Origin of the sequence: Vibrio cincinnatiensis DSM 19608 (genome assembly GCF_900167345.1) — a bacterium.
Taxonomy (GTDB): Bacteria; Pseudomonadota; Gammaproteobacteria; order Enterobacterales; family Vibrionaceae; genus Vibrio; species Vibrio cincinnatiensis.
In genome coordinates this window covers 157,394-180,269 of the sequence record NZ_FUXB01000009.1, presented here as the reverse complement: position 1 = coordinate 180,269, position 22,876 = coordinate 157,394, and the positions used below count along the sequence as shown (strand labels likewise).

The 22,876-nt window shown below is 41.7% G+C and carries 21 protein-coding genes; 9 read left to right on the top strand and 12 right to left on the bottom strand.

Going from position 1 to position 22,876, the window contains the following annotated elements:
- The 3 genes from B5D54_RS10265 to B5D54_RS10255 form a co-directional block, all read left to right on the top strand.
- Positions 1–345 (top strand): IS630 family transposase (locus tag B5D54_RS10265; protein WP_139364779.1); only part of this gene is annotated, 345 nt, incomplete at its 5' end.
- Between the two features lie 30 nt (positions 346–375).
- On the top strand, positions 376–840 hold the full coding sequence (locus B5D54_RS10260) for a hypothetical protein (protein ID WP_078926443.1): 465 nt from the start codon (positions 376–378) through the stop codon (positions 838–840).
- Positions 837–1,319 (top strand): FidL-like protein, encoded by a 483-nt coding sequence (locus B5D54_RS10255; protein WP_078926442.1) that lies wholly within the window; start codon positions 837–839, stop codon positions 1,317–1,319. The genes B5D54_RS10260 and B5D54_RS10255 overlap by 4 nt, the downstream gene beginning before the upstream one ends.
- A gap of 52 nt (positions 1,320–1,371) precedes the next feature.
- Here the strand turns inward: B5D54_RS10255 and B5D54_RS10250 are convergent, their stop codons facing one another.
- From B5D54_RS10250 to B5D54_RS10235, 4 genes are all read right to left on the bottom strand, one after another.
- Positions 1,372–2,460: a fimbrial protein gene (locus tag B5D54_RS10250; RefSeq protein ID WP_078926441.1), complete on the bottom strand. Its 1,089-nt coding sequence runs from the start codon at positions 2,458–2,460 to the stop codon at positions 1,372–1,374.
- Positions 2,451–4,853 carry a fimbria/pilus outer membrane usher protein gene (locus B5D54_RS10245; protein ID WP_078926440.1) on the bottom strand — a complete coding sequence of 801 codons (2,403 nt, stop codon included), beginning with the start codon at positions 4,851–4,853 and terminating at the stop codon, positions 2,451–2,453. The genes B5D54_RS10250 and B5D54_RS10245 overlap by 10 nt, the downstream gene beginning before the upstream one ends.
- A gap of 23 nt (positions 4,854–4,876) precedes the next feature.
- On the bottom strand, positions 4,877–5,530 hold the full coding sequence (locus B5D54_RS10240; RefSeq protein WP_238843256.1) for a fimbrial biogenesis chaperone: 654 nt from the start codon (positions 5,528–5,530) through the stop codon (positions 4,877–4,879).
- Between the two features lie 86 nt (positions 5,531–5,616).
- Positions 5,617–6,216 carry a fimbrial protein gene (locus B5D54_RS10235; protein WP_199251531.1) on the bottom strand — a complete coding sequence of 200 codons (600 nt, stop codon included), beginning with the start codon at positions 6,214–6,216 and terminating at the stop codon, positions 5,617–5,619.
- A gap of 555 nt (positions 6,217–6,771) precedes the next feature.
- Here B5D54_RS10235 and B5D54_RS10225 point away from each other — a divergent pair.
- Entirely contained in the window at positions 6,772–7,767 is a 996-nt protein-coding gene (locus B5D54_RS10225) for an OmpA family protein (protein WP_078926438.1), read from the top strand.
- Positions 7,768–7,820: 53 nt separating this feature from the next.
- On the opposite strand, the gene B5D54_RS10220 is transcribed toward B5D54_RS10225, so the two are convergent.
- From B5D54_RS10220 to B5D54_RS10200, 5 genes are all read right to left on the bottom strand, one after another.
- Positions 7,821–8,171, bottom strand: coding sequence for a helix-turn-helix domain-containing protein (locus B5D54_RS10220; protein ID WP_078926437.1), 351 nt, complete (start codon positions 8,169–8,171; stop codon positions 7,821–7,823).
- A 214-nt stretch (positions 8,172–8,385) separates the two neighbouring features.
- The gene (locus B5D54_RS10215; RefSeq protein ID WP_483409840.1) at positions 8,386–9,534 is read right to left on the bottom strand and encodes a serine hydrolase; all 1,149 of its coding nucleotides are present in this window, start codon (positions 9,532–9,534) and stop codon (positions 8,386–8,388) included.
- Between the two features lie 248 nt (positions 9,535–9,782).
- Positions 9,783–10,709, bottom strand: coding sequence for an agmatinase (gene speB / locus B5D54_RS10210; RefSeq protein WP_078926436.1), 927 nt, complete (start codon positions 10,707–10,709; stop codon positions 9,783–9,785).
- Positions 10,710–12,620: an arginine decarboxylase gene (gene speA / locus B5D54_RS10205; RefSeq protein WP_078926435.1), complete on the bottom strand. Its 1,911-nt coding sequence runs from the start codon at positions 12,618–12,620 to the stop codon at positions 10,710–10,712. It lies immediately after the preceding gene.
- 233 nt (positions 12,621–12,853) lie between these two features.
- Complete coding sequence (locus B5D54_RS10200) at positions 12,854–13,696, bottom strand: tetratricopeptide repeat protein (protein ID WP_407835077.1); 843 nt, start codon at positions 13,694–13,696, stop codon at positions 12,854–12,856.
- A gap of 311 nt (positions 13,697–14,007) precedes the next feature.
- Here B5D54_RS10200 and proV point away from each other — a divergent pair, with 311 nt between their 5' ends.
- The 5 genes from proV to B5D54_RS10175 all read left to right on the top strand — a co-directional run bounded on the left by proV (position 14,008) and on the right by B5D54_RS10175 (position 18,525).
- Positions 14,008–15,195: a glycine betaine/L-proline ABC transporter ATP-binding protein ProV gene (gene proV, locus B5D54_RS10195; protein ID WP_078926433.1), complete on the top strand. Its 1,188-nt coding sequence runs from the start codon at positions 14,008–14,010 to the stop codon at positions 15,193–15,195.
- A 2-nt stretch (positions 15,196–15,197) separates the two neighbouring features.
- On the top strand, positions 15,198–16,292 hold the full coding sequence (gene proW / locus B5D54_RS10190; protein ID WP_078926432.1) for a glycine betaine/L-proline ABC transporter permease ProW: 1,095 nt from the start codon (positions 15,198–15,200) through the stop codon (positions 16,290–16,292).
- A gap of 2 nt (positions 16,293–16,294) precedes the next feature.
- Complete coding sequence (proX, locus tag B5D54_RS10185; RefSeq protein WP_078926431.1) at positions 16,295–17,299, top strand: glycine betaine/L-proline ABC transporter substrate-binding protein ProX; 1,005 nt, start codon at positions 16,295–16,297, stop codon at positions 17,297–17,299.
- Positions 17,300–17,346: 47 nt separating this feature from the next.
- A complete protein-coding gene (locus B5D54_RS10180; RefSeq protein ID WP_078926464.1) occupies positions 17,347–17,838 on the top strand; it encodes a MarR family winged helix-turn-helix transcriptional regulator in 492 nt (163 codons plus the stop codon).
- 126 nt (positions 17,839–17,964) lie between these two features.
- A complete protein-coding gene (locus tag B5D54_RS10175) occupies positions 17,965–18,525 on the top strand; it encodes a mechanosensitive ion channel domain-containing protein (protein WP_078926463.1) in 561 nt (186 codons plus the stop codon).
- 29 nt (positions 18,526–18,554) lie between these two features.
- On the opposite strand, the gene B5D54_RS10170 is transcribed toward B5D54_RS10175, so the two are convergent.
- The 3 genes from B5D54_RS10170 to B5D54_RS10160 all read right to left on the bottom strand — a co-directional run bounded on the left by B5D54_RS10170 (position 18,555) and on the right by B5D54_RS10160 (position 22,806).
- Complete coding sequence (locus tag B5D54_RS10170; protein WP_158116440.1) at positions 18,555–20,192, bottom strand: methyl-accepting chemotaxis protein; 1,638 nt, start codon at positions 20,190–20,192, stop codon at positions 18,555–18,557.
- A 252-nt stretch (positions 20,193–20,444) separates the two neighbouring features.
- Positions 20,445–22,085, bottom strand: coding sequence for a response regulator (locus tag B5D54_RS10165; RefSeq protein ID WP_078926462.1), 1,641 nt, complete (start codon positions 22,083–22,085; stop codon positions 20,445–20,447).
- A gap of 106 nt (positions 22,086–22,191) precedes the next feature.
- Positions 22,192–22,806, bottom strand: coding sequence for a response regulator transcription factor (locus tag B5D54_RS10160; protein WP_238096365.1), 615 nt, complete (start codon positions 22,804–22,806; stop codon positions 22,192–22,194).
- Positions 22,807–22,876 lie beyond the last annotated feature (70 nt).

The following is a 22,876-nucleotide window of genomic DNA, read 5'->3' as shown; positions in this document are numbered from 1 at the left end:
TTCTTCTGGAAGCTCAAAAAGGAGCATTACCCGTTGGAGCAACAAGTTCACCTAGTTCTTGATGGCGCTGCCTATCATCAGTCAGAGTTGGTGAGAAATGCGGCAAAAGTGCTCAATATCGAGCTTCATTACTTACCGCCTTACAGTCCAAATTTAAATCCAATCGAGCGGCTTTGGAAGGTAATGAATGAGCATGTAAGGAACAATATTTACTTCCGCTCGAAGGCTGAATTTACAACGGCTATTAATGAATTTTTCAATGTGACGCTGCCAAAAGTTGCAGGCTCACTGGTATCCAGAATTTCGGATAATTTTCAGATTTTGAAACCTGCATCTTCAAGTTGAGCGGGTATAACCATACCTAAAGTTGGTTTCATGCTAAGTGATAGCGTTGTCATAGAAAAAATTCAAACGGGAAACCAGAAAAAATCAGAACATTTTAAAGAAGCAATACCACACACTCATGAAAATAATTGGCCTCATCGATTAAAAATCGCCACAACCATCATGGCTGCACTTCTTTCTATATCGGGGTCTTATCAATTTTTTTCAAAGCAGTCGGTGAAGAAACATTATTACGTTGGCACAATAGACCATTGCACTGTTTATAATTTTCAGCCGATTTCATCACAAATTAAAGATTTTCTACTTCAGTTAGCGGAAAATAAAATAGCGAAGACAAACACACAATGTGAATCAGATGAAGTTCTTTTTATCTCTGCACAAAACAGTCTATATTATGGACACTCCGGGCGATTGTTTCTCGCAAAGTGTTTAAAAGATGAAGATAAAATTATAGCTTGTAAAAATTACTATCATTACATATGGGATAATAAATGAATAACGTTAAATTTGGTCTATCCCTAGTCGCAACATGTTCAGCATCAATAATGGCTGGATACCTTTACTATCAATCTACTATTTATTTTTCAGACAGTTGTCGAACAACTCTCAACTATATCACGGAACAAAACAACGAAAAATTTTCTATGGATGTCGATTTTGTTATCACTTTTCATAAGGATCAGAAAGGTTCTATCTATATCTCTGGGAAAAGTGAGTTAAATGGTCATCAAGCGTTCATCAATAAAAGACAAGATTTCAGTTATCAACATATAGATAAAAGAAATTATTCAATAGAAATTGAAAAGGTCACCAGTTTATATAATGACAATCTTGAGGAGGAGTTTATCTATCATTATGCGCCCACCCTAGCGTTAGGAAATACTCGCCACCTCTCTTTTGAAAAAATAGCATCGAATACGCTATTACTTTCAAACCGTCATACCCCTATGGTGACCTGTGTTAAAGATAAATAAAAAGCGCCGAATGGCGCTTTTTATTTATCTTTCCTAAAATCATGCTGACGCATTAGTCATAATTAATGACCACTATTGCCGTCGCAGTAACACTTCCGGGGCTAGGTTCTGGTCCATAAATAGCATAAGTAGCAAAAACATAAGCGGGATCAGAGGAAGCTTCAAACGGTTTGCCTTTTTCCACATCCAATAGCAGATCCGCATTATTAATTTGATTTATGCTGTCCGACAGCCTCACTGGTCTTCCAAAATAATCCGTGAGCACAATTCCAATATCTTGGGCTGTTGATTGTGGATTTCTCAGTACATAGCCATTGCCTATCTCTGCGACTCGATCATTACTGTAAAACCAGCTACGAACATTACGTGTAGCGACACTGTTTAAGTATCCATCACATTGAAACTCAAGAATAAATGGTTTTCTTCCTGCTCGCCCATTACGAATCGCATCAATCGAGGTTTCAGGCATGGTAAAGGTATAGCTTGGAATGCTACAGGTGGTATTTGTCGCTTTGAATGAAACGTTTAAATTCTGATAAGTCAGCCAACGTTTTTTCCCCCAGTTATTTGAGGCCCAGCGATCATAAGCATCACTGTCTGAGCGTTTCTGCCCACTCGCGGCAATAGTACCAATAGTGACAACGCCACTATCACTGGAAATGAGCGTCGCTCCACTCGGCACCTTATTCACTAAAGTAAACGTGATGGTATAATCCACTTGGTAACCAAGGCTATGACTACCCGGCAACCCGTTCACACCTTCATAACTTTTTGCAGGTTCAACGATGACTTGAAAATAGGTTGTTTCTCCAGTGTCGGAGTGACTAAAACCAATGTATGTTCCACCAGGAGCGCCCATGGCCGGAGAAAAATAGTACACATCGTCAAGCAACATCCCCGTACCACACCACATGCGACCACTCCAGCTCGTACGTAGGCTTACCGAATACGTTCCTGAAAAACTAAACATCTGTGAAATATCGATACTGGTACTTGCTGAATAAGGTTCACTGGCAATCACAGCGCCCCCCGCCGTGCAGCTATCACTTAAAACACCTGCCCGCACACTCACCGCACTCAGTAGTCCAAAGAAAAGGCTCAGTAACACAATCCCTTTACTGATCACATTGATTATTCGCATCGCTTACTCTCTTCTTCTTCCTGTAAGTTAACACGGCACTCAACCCAGTCACCTTCTTTTAGATAACGAATCCAAACTTCACCAAGAGCTACTTCACTTCGAAAGGTAATTCGGCCACCTTGTAGTACGTACCCTATCGCTTCTTGCGCTTCGTTGAACACTTCTGAGCCAAATGGAAGTGCATCACTGACTTGAAACACAAATCGTTTCGCGGTATCGGTGGTATAACTCACTTTACTGATTGCCCCGCGTAGCGGCACCACATATTTCATATTTCCAGTAATCGAACCTTGAGCATCTTCATTTTGAATGGTGTACGTGTTTTTTCTATAAGGTGATGCCGTTGCCACTAACGCTTGACCATCACTGTTGGTACGAACTTTATGATCATTGTTGATCGTCGCCCCCTCAATACCCGGGGCTTCTACTACGACAAAATTTGAACCCGTTTGTGAACTCGCTAATACGCCACCGTGATAAGCCAGCAGACTGCCACTCGCGCCAGCGGCCATTTGCCGAGTACCGTTTGATTCTGAATATGATGCATTCAGATAAACTTTCGACGCTTGATAAGAAGCATAAGCACTCAGATAAGAATTTGAGTCTTTATCATGCCCCATATTAAGACTATAGGTCAGGTCCTCTTCATAACCACTCAAAATCACATCACTAGAACGATAAGCTTCATCAAGTGCAGAAACGCGCCCAGTCAAGGTCACTTTGTTATCAAAGACAGATAAAGGCACAGAAATAGAGAGCCCCATGCGGTTTTCTTGGACTGAATTTCGCTCATTGAAAAAATCATAATGAGTATAAGAACGTCCTAAAGTCACAGAATAATGAACCCCATTCATCGTTTGGTTATAAGCGAGATTAAACTGCTTATCAAATGAGCTCACTCCACTTTTTCGAGAAAAATAGCCATCAAAATAAACCTGCCCTTTACCTATCGGCTGATTTAAATTAATACTATAACCTTCTTTAACTCGGTTCGATAAATAACTTTCATCACGATAATCTTTAGCACGCAGTGAATCTTGTAATGATAGATAGTGTCCGGTTTTATAAAAATAGCTGGCTAATGTTAAGTTGGTTTTGGTCGAAAAATATTTACTGTATGAGAGATGGTATTTTTGCCCCTGATAATGCCCAAGATGATTTAGATCAGCCATACTGTGTTCAATATCAAATGAGACATACCCCATACTAGGAATAGAAATAGCGCTCCCCAATAAATAGGATTGATAATCATCAGACCATGTCGCTCCACCATAACCCGTCAAAAAATTATTAACGCCGCGGGTATACTCACCTTGAATGAAAAGATCATCATGCTGCCCATCTTCAACCCGACCAACATGAATATTATAATCAGAGCTTCCTTCGCGCAGCATTCCAGAAATGGTTGAGAAAGGAACGATAAAGTGCTCCTGCCTTCCACTACTGTAGGTCAATGTAACTTCTAAATCTGAACGCGATCCTGTGGGCATCAACTGATCTAGACGATACTCACCAACAGGAATATTCAAACGCTCGATGACTCTACCATCTTGTCGAATCGTCACTACCGCTTGCTCAGCAGCAACACCACGAATCACTGGCATATAACGGCCATAACTATCAGGTAGCATACGCATATCTTTACGTAAAGAGACCCCAGTGTGTTTGATGGAATCAAAATAACTTGTTGATGAGGGCTGTTTTCCCACTCGAATTAAAGAATCGATATCCAGCAATGCCTTCTCTGCGTAACGATAGGTATTAATATAGCCCGAGCCATTGTTCTGCCCCGAACCGGAAGTCACCGAACCCACATCAACAAAATGTATACCAAACAGGTTCAAACCTGAGTTTAATGATAAAAATAAGCTCTCAGTATATTGCTCTGTCTCTTTATCATAGTTATTAAAATAGTTCGCATGATAATTGACGTAAGCACCATTAATCCCCTGATCCCAGTTTTTTTTATCCACCCAATTGACATCACTCATGTCAATATAGGCCTGGGGCATAGTAATGGAAAGGTTAAACCCATTTGGATCAAAATGAAACGAACCACCAGCAATCATCGCTTCGATACTGATGAATCCTGAATCATTATCCAATACATCTTTAGGGTAACGATCCAATTTAAGACCAAAATCACTCATGTCCGAGAGAGAGAGGTAAATACTTTCTCGAGTCCCATCTTTAACAAAAATGGGAAAAGTTCCTAGCCAACGATCATTGATATAAAGGTTAAAATCATAAGTTCCAGGTTCTATTTCAATATCAGAGTTCCATTGACTCGCCGCAGTATTACCCACAAGAAAACTCGTATTAAAAGAATCTGCACGCCCAGAAAATGGCATTGTGATTAGAAATAAAAAAATAATACAGAATTTATTAAACATCTTAAGCCTAGAACGAAATCATTTTAAATTTCAGTAACTTGCTGACTACCATAATCATCTAACCAAGAAACTCTATATTTATTCTTGCTTCTAAATTTAACCCCTTCTATTTCTTGACATGAATAAGGGGGGATCATGATTGAATTCTCTAACAAATTATCATCCGTCTCTTCAACTCGAACGATACTCATATAAAATGGAGAACGATTGTCTAAGCAGTTGACATTTTCATTGATGAATAAGCTTTGGCTGATGATTCGGTTTGATAACACTAAGCCTTTCGGACGATAAAAGAGCTTAATTCGAGTTCTCAGAGCCACTTGCAAATAATTTCCCCCTTCTAAGCTGCTTGTCTTAGGTAAAGGGGGTATATCCAGAACATTCACCCAAAAAACAGATTCCTGATCCTTTGGCAAACTGTTGACCGACTCATCTGCCTGAATTTTCATAATTTGCCCACTTTCTCCGGCAATTTTCACAATCGGTGGTAAGAGAATGAATGGGGTTTTGATATCTTCTGGAGCCGCTTCTTCATCGCCATTATCAATCCAAGCTTGAACAAGGTGCGTCGTTTTACTTTTATTTAAGAGCTGAAATGACGTCTCTTGCGCCCCTTCTTGATAAATAACTCGCGTTCTATTGATGATCACACTCGCATCACAAATGCTTGCACTCATGCTTATTAGTAAAAAGAAAAGTTTTTTCATCATTTCACCCTTCAGTCAAAAAAGGAGGAGAGCCCTCCTCCTTTTTATTCATATGATTACTCGTAACTAAAGGTATAAGTTGCCGAGGTAATAACCGAACCCGTTGTCACGTTTCCTTCACCAGCATAATTGTAGTAGTTAGCAAAGAAAGTCAGTGTGCCTTCAGCATCCTTATCGAAAAACTCACCGTCAGAAGAAGTCGTTGTCAATGCTGTTGTGATTGCACGGTTCAGTGGATAAGGATCTGAACCATCTTTAGTGATTGCAATACCCACCCCTGTCGATGTTCCACCGTTGTTCTCTAAATACATCTCATCAGGAGAAACGTTCGCACCAGTAAAGGTAATTTGTAGTGCTTGTGCTGAAGAGCTGTTCGCAACATATCCAGTACAGCCAGAAACCATCATAGAGAATTGTTTTGCACCAGCGGTAACCACACCAGGAGTTTGAGCATCATCAAGAGAAATAGGCGCTAAGTTTACGGTGAAATCTTGACCACCATTTGTCGTAACATGGCAGGTTGTATCTGTAACTGAACCGTTGAATGTAATCGTACCACCCGCAACATTCATATCCGTGGCGGCAAAACTCGTACTAGCAGCAAACAAACAACCAAGAACGGAAGTGGTTAGCGTTTTTTTCATCATTTTATTCATTGTATAAACCTCTAAAGACTGTTTTTTTCTGTAATGGCGACACCAATCACCGTCGAACAACGAGATTAAACAACAGAACAAAAGACCTGTAAATACGGAAAACTCAAGACACATTATAAAAATAGCCTAATTTCACAAGATAAAATAACGTTAAAATTAGATTTTCGGAATAACCAACAACTCTATTCAACTTAATGTCTAATAGGTTTTAAAAAAAACAAGAAAAATAAAAATTTGCCATAGATAATCTTTTTATCGATTTTTTTTAAAACACTTTCCGAATCCAGATCAAAAAAACATAAAAAAACAGAAACGAAACAAGATAAAAACAGATGAAACAAAAAACAAACAATCAAAAGAGAAAGTAAAAATCGTTTCCCTCCCTTTACATTGTGAAAATTTTCTGCCAATACTAAAAAAGCACTCACCATGATAGTAAGAATAATTCGTATCTGTGGATAGTTTGACCGCTACCACTCGATTATCAGGTGACTGAAAATAAAGACACTTGTTATTTCCAACGATCATAGAGAGGGAGATATCTAAATATCGGAAATGAATAACAATCATCATCAAAATGACTTAAGACCAACATTTATGATAGTAAAAAACAGAAGTAAAATAATAAAGGTGGCAATCATTTATGCTATTTCTTTTCCTATTTTATCCAGTCCTTATTTAGGTGCTAAATTTGGGAAATCCTGGTTAAATTCCTCGTGCAATCAAGAAGATGCTTGTTCTAAAGAAGGGTCAAGTATTGGATTATATATCGGGTATGACTTTTCAAACTGGCTCGCTTTAGAAGCCGACTATATTGATTTAGGCTCCCTAGATATTAAAGAAACAGGAAAGGAAAAATTAACGTATACTAGTTTATCTCCAACACTAAAGTTTGAAGTTTCTCCTTATTTTAATGTGTTCTCTAAATTGGGATTGGCTAAAGTCAGCAGTAAAAATATAGATGACTATGCGTTATTGGGGGCCGCAGGAATGGACTACCGGGCGACAAACCATATTTCACTACGTCTGGAATATCAAAGAGTCAATCATATCAGTCATCCACAAACGCATATCGATACCAATACCATCATGTTGGGGATGGCTTATGTGTTTCCATCCAAAGATCAAGGATATTCGGTACCTGTTCAAATTGAAGGAGAAGAGCGCCCGTCAACCGTCATTAGAGAGAAACAACCACAGCCAATAACAAGAGAAGCGAAAACCTATCTCATCAGCCATATTGATTTTGGCAAAGCAGAGTTTACCTCATCGGCAAAGCAGCAGCTTGATCACGTTGTCAGCTTCTTATACAGCTACTCCGATGCCACCGTCATGATAACGGGACATACCGACTCGACAGGCCCAGCAAAATATAATCAGGTCTTATCAGAAAAACGAGCGGAGGCTGCGGCAAACTATTTAGCAGAAAAAGGCGTTGATAAGGAACGAATTCACTATCAAGGAAAAGGAGAAGATGAACCGCTTGAGAGTAATGCAACACTTGAAGGGAGACAGAAAAACCGTCGTGTCGATATGATGATTCATTATTAATGATAAGATCAACACACTTCCCTCTTTGAAACTCAAAGAGGGAAGTAAAAAGCTTATTGTTCGAGGTGGTGAAGGTACTCAATAACCACTTGATTACCTTCCACTCGAACCTGCTGAATATCCCCATCAATGATGATTTTATTCTGTAATTGAATTGTTCGAGAGGAGAACTTTGGCACTTTTTTCATGCTTGGTATCACATGGTAAGGCTCAACATGCAGGTGCTGGCAAAACTGAGTTACAAATGATGCAGAAAGCGGTAATTCTCCTCGTAGGCGCTGTGAAAACTCAAGCTGACTCAATCCTAACCGTTTGGCCATGGCCATTTGCGTCAAATGCATTTTCGCTTTTTGTGACATCCATACATTGTACAACGCTTGACGATCTTCAGCGTTAAACTCCATTCTTCTTTTGCCTCGTTCACGATACTCCATTGAAACGTCAGCCTCGCAAAAAGAAGAGGATTTGATGTCAATGCGAGGTAAAGCTCTGTATGAAAACCTTCAAGTAGCCTTGTTTTGGAAGCCTGATCTCACTTTTCATATCCGGCTTCCTTTTCGGCCTTATCCAAATAGAATCGCCTCAAACAAAGCAATGCTCATAGTTCCTAGGCAAAGGTTAAAATAAACTGGAAAACAGACGCTTAATAGTGTCAAAAAGACGTTTAAACCAATTTCCTCGTTCTACATTTTCCAAAGCAACTAACGGCGCTTCCCCCACTTTGCGTTCATCAATTTGATAGATCACTTTGCCCACGACGGTTCCTTTTTGCATCGGGGCTTGTAAATCTTTATCCAGCTCTATCACGCCACTCAATTTTGATAACTCGCCTTGAGTCACGGTCAGGTAAGTGGTTTCTTCAACACCAACGGCAAGCTTATCTTTTTTCCCCATCCAAATTCGGGCTTGATCCAGTGTTTCTCCTTGCTGATGTGGTGAAACGGTTTCAAAAAATCGAAAGCCATAGCTCAGTAACTGCTTACTCTCTGACTCCCGAGATTTTTGGCTATTTGACCCCATAACCACAGAAATCAATCGCATATTACCCTGTGTTGCAGAGGTGGTTAAGCTATATCCAGCACCACTGGTAAACCCCGTTTTCATCCCGTCAACATTCATACTACGATCACGTAGCAAACCATTACGGTTGTATTGGGTAATGCCGTTATAAGTAAAGGAGGTTTCACTGTAGAGAGGATAAATATCCGGTAAATCACGAATGATCGCTTGCGCTAATTTAGCAATATCATAAGGCGTACTGTACAACCCATCACTGTCTAAACCATGAGGATTGGTAAACGCGGTATTCTCCAATCCTAGGTTTCTCGCCCATGAATTCATGAGATCCACAAAGGCATGTTCAGATCCCGCCACATGTTCAGCGATAGCCACGCTGGCATCATTTCCCGATTGGACGATCAGCCCTCGATATAAATCCATCATATCGACTTGCCGACCCACCTCAATAAACATCTTTGAAGAGTCAGGAAAATTTCTCGCCCAAGCATTCTGGCTAATCGTTACTTGGTCATTCGGGCTAATGTTGCCCCGTTTCATTTCTTGCCCAGCGACATAAGCGGTCATGAGTTTAGTCAGGCTGGCAGGGTTAAGCTTATCATGTGCATTGTGCGCAACCAGCAACGTGCCCGTATGATAATCCATTAAGACATAACCTCGAGCAGCCAGTTGAGGTGGATTCGGTACAACCACCGGTGCGGTATAGCCGATCATTGGAAGAAAAGACAAACTGATCACCGAAGAAACCATGATTGACTTAAAATTTTTCATAAACTCTATCCCAAATTCAAGCAAAGACATCACTAATGTGCCCTAAGGTTACCTTGTTTTTCTTCACAGACTCATGCCGTTATGTAAATGAACGTAACAATCTGTACCATTGATCATATTACATAGAAAAAGCGCTTTATTTGAATATTTTTCATACCAAAAGCACAATGACCATCATAAAAAAACCGAGCAATTTATCGCTCGGTTCAAGTCTTATTTATCTGGTATTAGTCGCTTTTTGGACGAGATGCCCAGACATACAGCAATTCTAAAGCAATGGTTGCGCCAGCAAGGGCGGTCACATCACTCTGATCGTAAGGAGGAGAAACCTCTACCACATCCATCCCAACCAGATTAATCCCTTTAAGTGCGCGGATAATTTTTAACACTTTATCGGAATTTAAACCACCACACACTGGTGTTCCCGTTCCGGGAGCAAAAGCGGGATCAAGGCAATCAATATCGAAAGTCAAATAGACGGGTTTATCCGCCACTATCTGCCGGATTTGAGTCACAATCTCCTCGACCGACATATCATTGGCTTGCATCGCATTAATCACATTAAAACCATGCCCTTCTTGCTTATACTCCGTCCGAATACCAATTTGTACCGAATGCTTTGGTGAAATCAACCCTTCTTTTGGGGCATGGTAAAACATCGTTCCGTGATCATAAGCACTGCCATTAGCATAAGTATCGGTATGAGCATCAAAGTGAATGAGCGCCATTTCACCAACGTGTTTTGCATAAGCACGCAGGATAGGTAAGGTGATAAAATGATCACCTCCTAATGCGAGTAGCGTTTTACCACTTTTCACAATTTCATTGGTAGCGGCTTCTAAGCGGTAAGTAAAATCTTCTGCATCACCACAATCAAAGACTAAATCGCCAGCATCAATAACTTTGGTTTGCTCAAATAAATTAAATTCCCAAGGGAATTTTTTACCTTCCCACGCTAAGTTCACCGATGCGCGACGAATCGCATCTGGCCCCATTCTGGCACCTGGGCGACCAGAGGTCGCCATATCCAGCGGAACCCCAAGCACAACCACATCCGCTTCTGTATCTACGGGGTTTCTCACATAAGGGCGACGGACAAAGGTCATCGCATTGGAGTAGAGTGAATAATCAGTTTTCGTAAACAAATCATTCATTTAAAAATCCTCTAAATAGGTGTAGCCACTCAGGCCCTGTTCTAATTCAGCCAATACGGTTGCTTGTTCTTGCTCAGCGACTCGCAGGCTCACTAACTGTCGGTAATTGGTACGAATGGCATCGACATCAATATGCACATAACGCATCATATCTTCTACCGTATCCCCTTCATTCACAAAGGTAATCTCTGATTCGCCTTGATCATCGATATGAACCACAACGCTATGAGTATCCCCAAACAAGTTGTGCATATCACCTAAAATTTCCTGATAAGCTCCGACTAAGAAAAAACCCATCAGATAGGGCGTATCTTTAGACCAAGCGGGAACCGGTAAGGTGGTTTCAATACCCTGCCCTTCGACATATTGCTCAATCGCACCGTCTGAGTCACAAGTAATATCCAACATCACTGCTCGCCGATCTTCAACATTCTCTAAACCAGAAAGGGGTAAGACGGGGAAAACCTGATCGATGCCCCATGCATCCGGTAACGATTGAAAAAGTGAAAAGTTCACAAAAAACTTATCCGCCAACCGCTCTTGTAGCTCATCTAAAATCGGGCGATGAAAACGGTTTTTTGTACTCATTTTCAAGCGCAGTTCATGATAAATACGCAGCGATAGCTGTTCCATCCAAGCTCGATGCGTCAGATTAATCACACCTGAAGCAAATAAAGTATGCGCTTCTGATAAATCGCTTTGCGTATCATTGTAAATTTCGATTAACGCACGGGCATCCGTCCCTTCTCGTAACGTTTCCCAGCTGCGCCACATGTTTTGCATCAATAACGGGGCATCGTCCTCCGGTTGGCAAATCGTCTCTGGACTGTAAGCCTCGGTACCAATCACATTGGTAATTAATACCGCGTGATGAGCAGTAATAGAACGACCAGACTCAGAAATAATGATGGGTTTCGGTTGCTCATAAAGGCTGCACATATCCGCCACAACATTCACAATGTTACGAGCATACTCCTGCAAACCATAGTTCATAGAGTTGGAAGACTGGCTACGTGTTCCGTCATAATCAACCGCCAGACCGCCGCCCACATCAAAATAATCAATATGTGCGCCCAGCTCTCTTAATTCACAATAAAAGCGAGCCGCTTCATTCACCCCATTTCTCACATCGCGGATATTGGCCATTTGTGAACCAAGGTGAAAATGCACCAGTTGTAAAGCGTCTAGCTGCTGCTCTGTTTTTAAACGATCAATAACGGTTAAAACTTGTGCCGCAGCTAAACCAAACTTTGATTTTTCTCCACCACTCGACTGCCATTTCCCAGCCCCTTGTGACGCCAAGCGAATGCGTAGCCCCAAGCGAGGTTTAACGCCAAGGCTTTTCGCCTCTTTAAGCACCAGATCCAACTCTGAGAGTTTTTCTAACACAATGAAAACTTTATGGCCGAGTTTTTCACCAATTAATGCTAAGCGAATGTATTCTCTGTCTTTATAGCCATTGCACACAATCACTGAACTGGCTTGTTGAGCCATTGCCAGTACGGCTAAAAGCTCTGGTTTACTTCCAGCTTCAAGACCTAACTGTTTCGTTTCTAACTCAGCTTGGCTGGCGAGAATTTCGTCCACCACTTCTTTTTGCTGGTTGACTTTGATTGGATAAACCAACAAATATTGATTCGGGTAATCGCACTCTTCGATGGCTTGGTTAAAAGCATCGCAGATACTGTGAACGCGTTGGTGCAAAATTTGTGGGAAACGCACAAGGACCGGTAAGTTAAGGTTACGAGCTTCTAATTGTTGAACGATCGAACTTAATGCCGTTGGGTATGCTCGATCTTTTCGAGGAGAAACATACACTTCTCCTTGATCATTAATGCCATAAAAACCTTGGCTCCAGTAATGAACGTTATAATCTGAACGAACACGATCCAGCTTGGATGATTTTTCCACTTCATGTCTCACAAAAACAAAGAGAATGTAGTGACAGCTCAATGTGGGCCGCCCCCCCTGACACCCTGAATGTCACGCGCTTTATCCGTGAAAAGATAGGGTGTGTCTAATGATAATAATTTATCGTCAAGACAACACTTGGTTATGAGTCAAACTTCTAGGCATACGACAGAAATAGCGATAAAGAAGAGGAACAAATGGATTCCTCTTCAATAGCTTATTCACTGGGCTTATTAACTGGTGCTGCTACTGATGAGTGCATCAAAGCGTTTATTACCATATAAGGACTCAAAGTCCGGTTCATCAGCAATCAAATCACGGAGTGAAGGGCTAATATCGATGGCTCGCTGAATATCTTCCAGCGCCTGATCTTCTGCCCCTAAACGAGCATAAGCACACGCTCGCTGATAAAGTGCAGGGCCATTACTTTCATCCAACTCAAGCACTCGATTACATAAACTCATGGCCCAATGATATTCTTGCATTTCCATCACCGCGTCGGCTTTATAAGTTAACGCCTCTAAATCGCCAGGGCGAATCTTAAGTATTTCATCGTACACTTCGATTCGCTGCTCAGCGGTTTGAACATTCTGTGAACGTAACCATAAGTTATGGATTTCATTAATAATTTCAATTTCTCGGTTGTTTTCACTGATAATGCTACTTTTGCGTTTAAGATCACGCTCTAAAGCCACAAATTTTCGTTCATACTCTTGAGCAATTTTATTGAGCTTTTTATCGGCCATTTCCCGAGTGTTATGCTTCACTTCCCTTAATGACTGCCAACCAATTAAAGCCACCAGCGAAGCTACCCCCGCAATCACATAGAAAAAATAGGTCACCGTTACATTAGAGTAGTTGAGAGATTTATCCGCAACCGCCAACTCCCTATCGGTGATTTGAATCGTTAGCCGACGCTCTAAATCTTGCTGATCCTGACGTAACGCTCTTAGTTCATCTAAAATATAACGTTCCACCAAGGGTCTATCTAATAGTGGGGATTCAGAATAGGGAATGTCCTCTTGAGCTAGCACTTTTACCACACTACTACACAATACAATGGCTCCACACAGCATCATCCAAAATCGTCGCACGCGTTACGTTCCTCAATCTTATCGGTTCGGCTTAACGTCCTATGCTTTATGACGCTAAACAGGTTTATATGCCGTATTTAATCGCAAATACTTCATCCTACTCGAAACATTCTACCTCAAATTAAAATGACTTTTTTGAATTTTTTATTCTTATTAAAAAACAAAAAGTTATCCTAAATATCACCATAAACAGTACAAATTTTAGCTTGAAACACCGCTAATCAATGTTTAGTGTTCTATTCATATTATCAATTTTCATTGTGTCATATTGACAAATAGAAAGGATATGAAAGATGTCAACTATGCTGGAAGTGAAGAACCTTTATAAGGTGTTTGGAGAAGCACCGGATGAAGCGTTCCCCCTGATCGAAAAAGGGCTGGACAAAGATCAAATCTTTGAACAGACCGGCCTCACGGTCGGGGTTAAAGATGTGTCGTTATCGATTAATGAAGGAGAGATCTTTGTCATTATGGGGCTCTCAGGCTCCGGAAAATCAACCCTTGTACGATTATTAAACCGTTTAATTGAACCTACTCAGGGCAGTGTTTTACTCAAAGGTAACGATATTGCCAAAATCTCAGATAAAGCGCTGAGAACCGTTCGTCGTCAAAGTATTTCCATGGTGTTTCAAAACTTTGCCCTCATGCCACATATGACTGTGATTGAAAACACAGCTTTTGGCCTAGAACTGGCCGGTATTGATGAAAAAGAGCGTCAGCACATTGCTCGCTCAGCACTTAAACGTGTCGGATTAGAAGCGTACTGTGATTCCTACCCCGATGAGCTTTCTGGTGGGATGAAACAGCGGGTTGGACTCGCCAGAGCACTGACTAACGACCCCGATATTTTATTAATGGATGAGGCTTTCTCCGCCCTTGACCCTCTTATTCGTAGTGAAATGCAAGATGAATTGATTCGTCTACAAAATGATGACAAACGTACCATTGTTTTTATTTCCCATGATTTAGATGAAGCCATGCGCATAGGGGATCGCATCGCAATCATGCAAGATGGTGTGGTCGTGCAAGTCGGTACACCCGATGAAATTTTGCACCAACCCGCGAATGATTATGTCAGTTCCTTTTTCCGTGGCGTCAATGTCGCTAGCGTGTTCAGTGCAAAAGATATCGCCCGTAAAAAACCGGCGGCGGTCTTTAAAAAACATGACAACGATGGTCCGGCAACCGCACTGCAATTGCTCCTAGATAATGATCGAGAATTTGGCATTGTGGTGGATCGCGCCAATAGATATACCGGCATCGTTTCACTGGATTCATTAAAAACCGCCAAGCAAGAACAACGCTCACTCAGCAGCGCTTTATTACCCGACACCATAACCATCCATCCCGATGTTTCTGTCGGAGAGTTGATCAGCCAAGTTGCCAGCGTTCCTTACGCTGTCCCCGTTGTGGATGAGCAAGGGCATTATTTTGGCGTCATCACTAAATCACGATTACTGCAAACTTTAGATAGGGAATAATGATGACTACGGAAACAAGTCATGTCGCGGCTGAATCAGCAGACCCTTGGGGAGCGGCGGCTCAAACAGTCAGTAACGACCCATGGTCAACCACGTCAAGTGCTACAGCGGGGAATGATTGGCTTAATGCCGCTCCCGTCACCACTGAACCTTTTGACTGGTTGCACCCATTTAAAGAGGCCCATATTCCTTTTGATCACTGGGTAGAAACCGCCATTAATGGGTTAGTAGAGCATGGCCGTCCACTCTTTCAGGCCATTCGTGTCCCTATTGATTTCATTTTAAGTTCATTTCAAACCGCCCTGATTTCAACCCCTGCACCCATCATGCTGTTGATAGTATTACTCATTACTTGGCAGCTCGCAGGCCGACGTTTGGGAATCGCCTCTTTCGTTTCTCTGCTGGTGATTGGCCTTATCGGTGCTTGGGATGAAGCAATGATCACCCTTGCTCTGGTAATGACATCCGTATTTTTCTGTCTACTTATCGGGCTGCCCACGGGGATATGGCTGGCTCGCAGTGAAACAGCAGCGAAGGTGGTTCGCCCCATGCTGGATGCGATGCAAACAACCCCTGCATTTGTCTACTTAGTTCCGATAGTGATGCTATTTGGTATTGGTAACGTCCCCGGGGTGGTTGTCACCATCATCTTTGCACTTCCACCTATTGTTCGTTTAACCATTTTAGGCATTCAGCAAGTCCCTGAAGAACTGATTGAAGCGGGACACGCTTTTGGGGCGAGCCCGAAACAGATGCTCTATCGAATTCAACTACCACTGGCAATGCCAACCATTATGGCCGGGGTTAACCAAACCTTGATGCTTTCCCTCTCCATGGTGGTGATTGCCTCAATGATTGCCGTGGGGGGGTTAGGACAAATGGTGTTACGCGGCATTGGCCGCCTTGATATGGGGCTCGCAGCCGTTGGGGGGCTCGGTATTGTCATTCTTGCGATCTTACTCGATAGGCTCACTCAAACCATCGGAATTAATAGCCGAGATAAAAAAACGCGTTGGTACGAAAAAGGGCCCGCCTCACTTGTGTACCAACTTAAGCCCAAAAAAACACTTGATGGAAATAAAACACTAGGAGAATAGAAATGAATAACGCATGGAAGACGCTGCTCACCACTGGGCTGACCGTCAGCGCGACTTTATCAGCTTCTGCATGGGCCAAACTTCCCGGCGAAGGGATTACCGTGCAACCAGTGCAATCTACGGTTGCTGAAGAAACCTTCCAGACTTTAATTGTCAATAAGGCTATGGAAGCTTTGGGTTATACCGTTTTACCCACCAAAGAAGTCGATTACAACGTCGGCTATACCTCAATCGCTGAAGGCGATGCCACATACCTAGCCGTGAACTGGCAGCCGTTGCACGATGATAAATACCTTGCCGCTGGTGGTGATGAGAAGTTTTATCGTAAAGGCACTTATATCTCAGGTGCCGCGCAAGGTTACCTGATTGATAAAAAAACCGCCGAGAAATACAACATCACCAATATGGGGCAACTCAACGATCCCAACATTGCTAAGCTCTTTGATGCAAATGGCAACGGAAAAGCGGACTTAACCGGTTGTAATCCAGGCTGGGGATGTGAAAGTGTGGTGGAATATCAGCTCGATACTTTTGGCTTACGTAATACGGTGACACACAATCAAGGCAACTATGCGGCCATTATCGCCGATACCATCTCTCGCTATAAAAAAGGTGACCCCATTCTTTACTACACATGGACACCATACTGGGTGAGTGGAGTTTTGGTTCCGGGCAAAGATGTCGTTTGGCTCGAAGTGCCATTCTCAGCACTACCAGGAACACAAAAGGAGATCGATACCACCCTACCCAATGGCAAAAACTACGGTTTCCCGATTAATTCCATGAACATCATGGCAAATAAACAATTTGCCATGGAAAATCCAGCGGCAGCGAAATTGTTTGAAATCATGAAGCTCAGTATCAATGACATCAGCGCACAAAACATGCTGATGAGTCAGGGGAAAAACTCTGCCCGAGACATTGAGTCTCACGCCAATGGTTGGATCAAAGCCAATCAGGCTTTATTTAATTCCTGGATAGAAACCGCCCAAAAAGCGGCGCAATAGTCGATGATAGAGGCTGCTTGGGCAGCCTCTTCCTTATGGAGGAAATTTTGGATATTCATGAAGAAGTACTCGTCTCAATGCGGCAAATTATTCGCGCGATTGATCTACATTCAAAACAATTAAATAAAACCTTTGGCCTCACTAGCCCACAGCTGTTACTGATGCGAGCCATTAACACGTCACCCAATGTGACCATTCGTCAGCTTTCGATAGCCACCAACATGAGCCAAGCGACGGCCACCAGCATTCTAGACCGGTTGGAAAAACGGCAGCTTGTCGTACGCACACGAGATACTCATGATAAAAGAAAGGTACATGCCATGCTCACCACCCACGGACAAGCCTTGCTAGAAACGGCTCCACAGCTCATGCAGCGTGATTTTATTCAACGTTTTCAGTCGCTGGATGGCTGGGAACAGACCCTGCTGCTTTCTTCGCTACAGCGTCTATCAAACATGATGACAACCTCTGATCTCGCTGATGAATCTTCTCAATTAACGCTCAATAAACCCTCTTTGCCACCACCCAATACCCGTTAGCCTAGGGAGAATAAGCATCACCATGTCACACCACTGCCCCACCTGACTTTCCACATGCATAATTTCTAGTTGTCATTGATGGAATTTCCGTTATCTTTTGATAAAAATCCCGTTTCAGTAAGCATTATGGACTACCTCTATTTATTACCTGATTATTATCAATGGATATTCACCGGACTGATGTTACTGCTCTACCCTAAGCTGGTTTTCATTAGTTTACGGCTGTTAGACAAAGCGGTAAGAAGCCAAGAAGATGTCCATCGAATCAAACGGGCCAGATGGCTCATTAAAGCATTACTACTGATCCTCTGTCTGTTGACCATTATGATGATGTGGGGAGTGGAATTACGTGGGCTTTTGGTCGTCGGATCGTCTTTATTCGCTTTATTGGGTGTCGGATTATTTGCCAGTTGGTCTTTACTGAGTAATGTCACCTCTTTTTTAGCGCTATTTGTCCAAAATCACTGTCGGATTGGCTTATGGGTACGGGTGATTGATGGCAGTAATTTTATTGAAGGGAAAATTATCGATATGACATTACTCAATGTCGTATTAGAAACCCTCGAAGGTCACCGAATCCTTTACCCTAATAACTTATTTATCGTTCGTCCGGTTGTGATGCTTAGTAAAGCTCCTGAAAAAACCACCAAGAAAGTGGAAAAAAAGCAACTTCCCAAACTTTCTTGATCGCTTAAATAAAAAAGAGAAGGCCTCATTTACGCCGTCACAAAGTGGTGAACCTTCTCTCGTAACTCACCAGAGGCTTGGCTCAGCACTTCGCTGACTTCACGGGCTTGCTTCGCCTGTTGCTCTAACTCTAAAGTATCACCACTTAAGCTATGGATGCTTTGCTTGGTTTGATGAGCAACCGAGGCTTGCTGATCACTGGCGGTAGTGATGGAATGGTTAACTTGGGCGATATCTTCAAAGGCCTGCCGTATATGAGTTAAGACCGCTTCTGATTGATTAGAAAAATCCACACTTTCTAACGCTTGTACATTCGCTGACTGCATGGCTTTTACCGCATTATCCGCTCCTTGCTGTAAACGAGAGAGCACATCACCGATAGAACGGGTGGCTTTTTCTGTATTACCGGATAGATTGCGGACTTCATCAGCCACCACCGCAAACCCTCGCCCTGCTTCTCCCGCTCGCGCGGCTTCTATCGCCGCATTGAGAGCCAGCAAATTCGTTTGCTCGGCAATACTTTGTATAACACTTAATACTTGAGCAATTTCGGCTGATTCCTGATGGAGATGACGAATAATTTGTGCCGAATGCTCAATCACACTTGCTAAACTTTTGATCCGGGTACTGGCTTGCTGCACGGTATTCGCTCCTTGCAAACTCAGTTCATCGGCTTGAATGATCACCGTTTGTGCATGTTGTGTATGTTGGCTGACCGCACTAATGGCTTGGCTCATCTCTTCCATGGCTTGGGTCACCATTGCCGTTTGTAAAGATTGGTTATTGGATTTCGATTCAACCGTTTCACTAACAACCAGCATACGCTTCGCATTTTGTCTTAACTCAACACTCTTATTCTCAATCTCAATAATCAAATGGCAAAAATGGTTCACCATGGTATTTAATGCCAGCGCCGTTTGGGCAATCTCATCTCGACCTTGCACAACAACTTGTGTCGTTAAATCAGAAGAGTGAGCTAATTGTCGTATCCCTTCCCGTAATTGGCGTAGTGGTTGCTGAATGGAATGCTGGATAAACCAACCCAATAACACTAACAAAGCAACCCAAACCACCCCACCAAACAGATAAAATTGGACCATCGAATGAGTAAGACTCGCCGCTTCTTGTTGTACTTCACCCGCCATACCAATCTGCTGATTCACCAATTGATTCAAGGTTTCACCTAATGGAACAAGCACCTGATTGATTTCATTATTAAACGTAGATTCATTGAGGATCCGAACGGTTATGGCATCGGTGCCCGCTCGGGATATCCATTGCTGATACAGTTGAATGGCTTTCTCTAATTGTTCATCCGCTTGTTGGTTCAATGGGTCAACGGCCTCTCCTCTTTGCTGTTGATAGGCACTCCAGCGTTCTCCAACTTGAGCTAACACGCTTTCAATCTTTTCTACCGTTTCATTTTGGCTAGCCCACCCCGTTCGATAACGTCTTAAATCATCGAGGCCCGTTTGCCTAAGCAGAGAGTGAGTAGCGAGGATGTCACTAAGAGGCAACAAATGCTGCTGATACAGGCGATCAAATAAACGATCTTTTTGCTGCGCCACTTGAAAAGAGAGAAAAAGCACCATCAGCAAACTAATGATAGGTAACGCACTTAAACAAAATAAACGGGTACTGATTTTGACTTGGTTTAATTTAAACATGCCGATCATCGCTATTGAAAACAGAAAAATCGACGGCGAATACCAAACACGATGAAAGAAGCGCTAAGCAACGGCTCACCACTGAAAACGTGAAGTTAACAGCGCTACCACTTCCATCAAAAAAAGGTATTATGGATTGATACTTGAATGTTAGGACAATCCATACCGTCTTAGATAGCATGGAATTATTCCTAAGAAAAATGACAACAAGGTTACAATTCACCTAAACGATGAATAAGCCACCAAAGGATGTCATTGTGCTAATTTTGCGTTGAATAACACTTTGACTTTATGTAAAGACTGACGAGCAGCCAGTATCTCTTCTTTACTTAGGATATACGAAGTTTCAATGGTTTGCTCACAGCTAAAAATCATTTCTCTCAAACGACTCGCACTCAATGATGGCGGAAAACCATACTCCATGGCTTTAAGCATCATTAATGCCATTTGAGGACATTGGCTTCTCTTGTGGAAGCAATCCAGTGCATGTCGTAACATTTGTACGCGGTTCTCTTGTAAAAGGTTCTTAAACCGACGCCAGTTCTCTTTCGTTTCAATCTGTATGCTCTGGCACTCATTCAACAGCGCGGTTACCTGAGCATGAGGTAATAATGTTTCAAACTCTGTATCTGTGAGCGTCAGCGGAGAAATTTTTTTAAGCAGTGAATAACACAGTTCAACCTGCTGCCCTAACAATGCGAGTCGAGCGCAGTAAATCTGGACATCAAGGCTGGCAGAAGAAATGGATTTTACCGCAGAATAAAGTTTCTCTCGAAATTGGCGATAACTTCCCATAACCCAGTCACCATGCATATCCAGCAAAGGAAGATAAGCGCTTAAATCCACCGACAGCTCTTGTCCCAGCTCCATCTCACGTATCTCTTTCTTTACAATCCGCATTACCTTCGATTTATCGGGAGAGTCTAACTGTGTCCTAAATAAAATTGCACGGGTTAACCATAAATTGTTGACGAGTGACTCTCGATACGTGCCTTGGGACATGGAGCGATACATCGCAAAAAGGTCATACGCTTTATCAAAAACACCATTCACTTCACATATTCTGGCGAAATTTAACAGGCGATCCATATTTTGGGCTTTGTCAAATGCACTTTTTATTTCATCAAAAGCTAAAGTCGAATCCCCTTTAACCAAATATAATTTGGCCATACATTCATGCAGTTTAGGGCTACGTCTGAGGTTTCGCTCTTCCCATTCATTCAAGTAATAAAAAGCATCATTATAGTCGCCATTGACTAGGCAAGAATTGATAAAGCCATACATAGCCCAGAGGTGATCCCCTTCTTGTAAACAACGAAGAAAGAGAGCTTTTGCTTCATGGCTGTATCCAAATTTCAATAAAGATTCACCCGCTAAACGTTTGAGAAAACTTTCATATTGCGGGTTCTTAGCGATGGTAAACTCAAAAATAGAAATAATATCTTCGGCACTGGAATCTAATGGAATCGTGTACATTTCCCGTAAGGCAAGCTTACGGTAAAAAGCGCGCAAGATTCTATTTTTCACCAAATGAACAGAATAGGGTTTGACAATGTAGTCATCCGGTTCAATGTCCACTATCGATTTAACCGTGTCACCTTGTTTTTCTCCGGTCAACATAATGAAGGTACACCAAGGCGGGGTTAGACCAAGATATTGAATTTCCTCATAAATCTGCTTTCCATTCATATCATCTCCGAAGTTAAAATCACAAACAATCAGTTCTATTTTTTCTTCGCTGAGAATTTTAATCAGGGATTTTGAGTCTTTTGCCGTATAAATATTTTGAGAAGAAAATCCTATTTCTCGTAATAACAATTTAATATTTGATAATACAAGTGATGAGTCATCAGCAACGATCACTTTCGTGGCTTTAATTACTTGTTTCCTCATACCCATTAAAAATATCACCTGTCATCATGAATAAAATAAAAATCAGGTAGAGATTTCCATCTCCCTGATAAAACTATTTAAAATTTAATCAAAAAAACCAAATATATTATAATACGCTATCTCTTAAGTTCATCAATTCTATGATTGATTTTACTTTATATTTTTCTAATATTCTTGTTTTGTAAGTGCTAATGGTTTTAGGGCTTAGCGACAAGATAGTTGAAATTTCTTTATTCGTTTTACCATCGACCAGAAAACGGAAAACAGCAAGCTCTTGCTTAGATAAAGTGACAACAGGCGATTTTCTATCTACTTCCGATTTAAAATAAGTATAACCATTGAGAATAGTCTCCACGGCATCAACGAGCGTAGAAAGGTCTTCAGACTTACTTACATAGCCTTCAGCCCCCACTCGAAAAGCAGTGTCAGAATAGATTTTCGTATCATTACCTGACACGATTAAAGTTTTACCTTGATATCCATGAAATTTAATTCGACGTAATAAATCAAATCCATCATAGTCAAAGAAATTAACATCTAAAATAAGAAAATCCACATCAAAATTTCGAATATATTTAATACCATCAGTAGGATTTTGCTTAATAATAATATTTGAAAAATAATTTTCTTTCTCTAATAACTGCTTAATAGCCACACACACAAGTGCATGGTCATCTATAATTAAACAGGTTAAATCCTTCTTCATTTCTTGTTCAGTCATTCACTTACCTTAAGTAATCAAAACATGCTATTGATGTCGTTCTATCTACGACCTACGACTCCCAAAATGC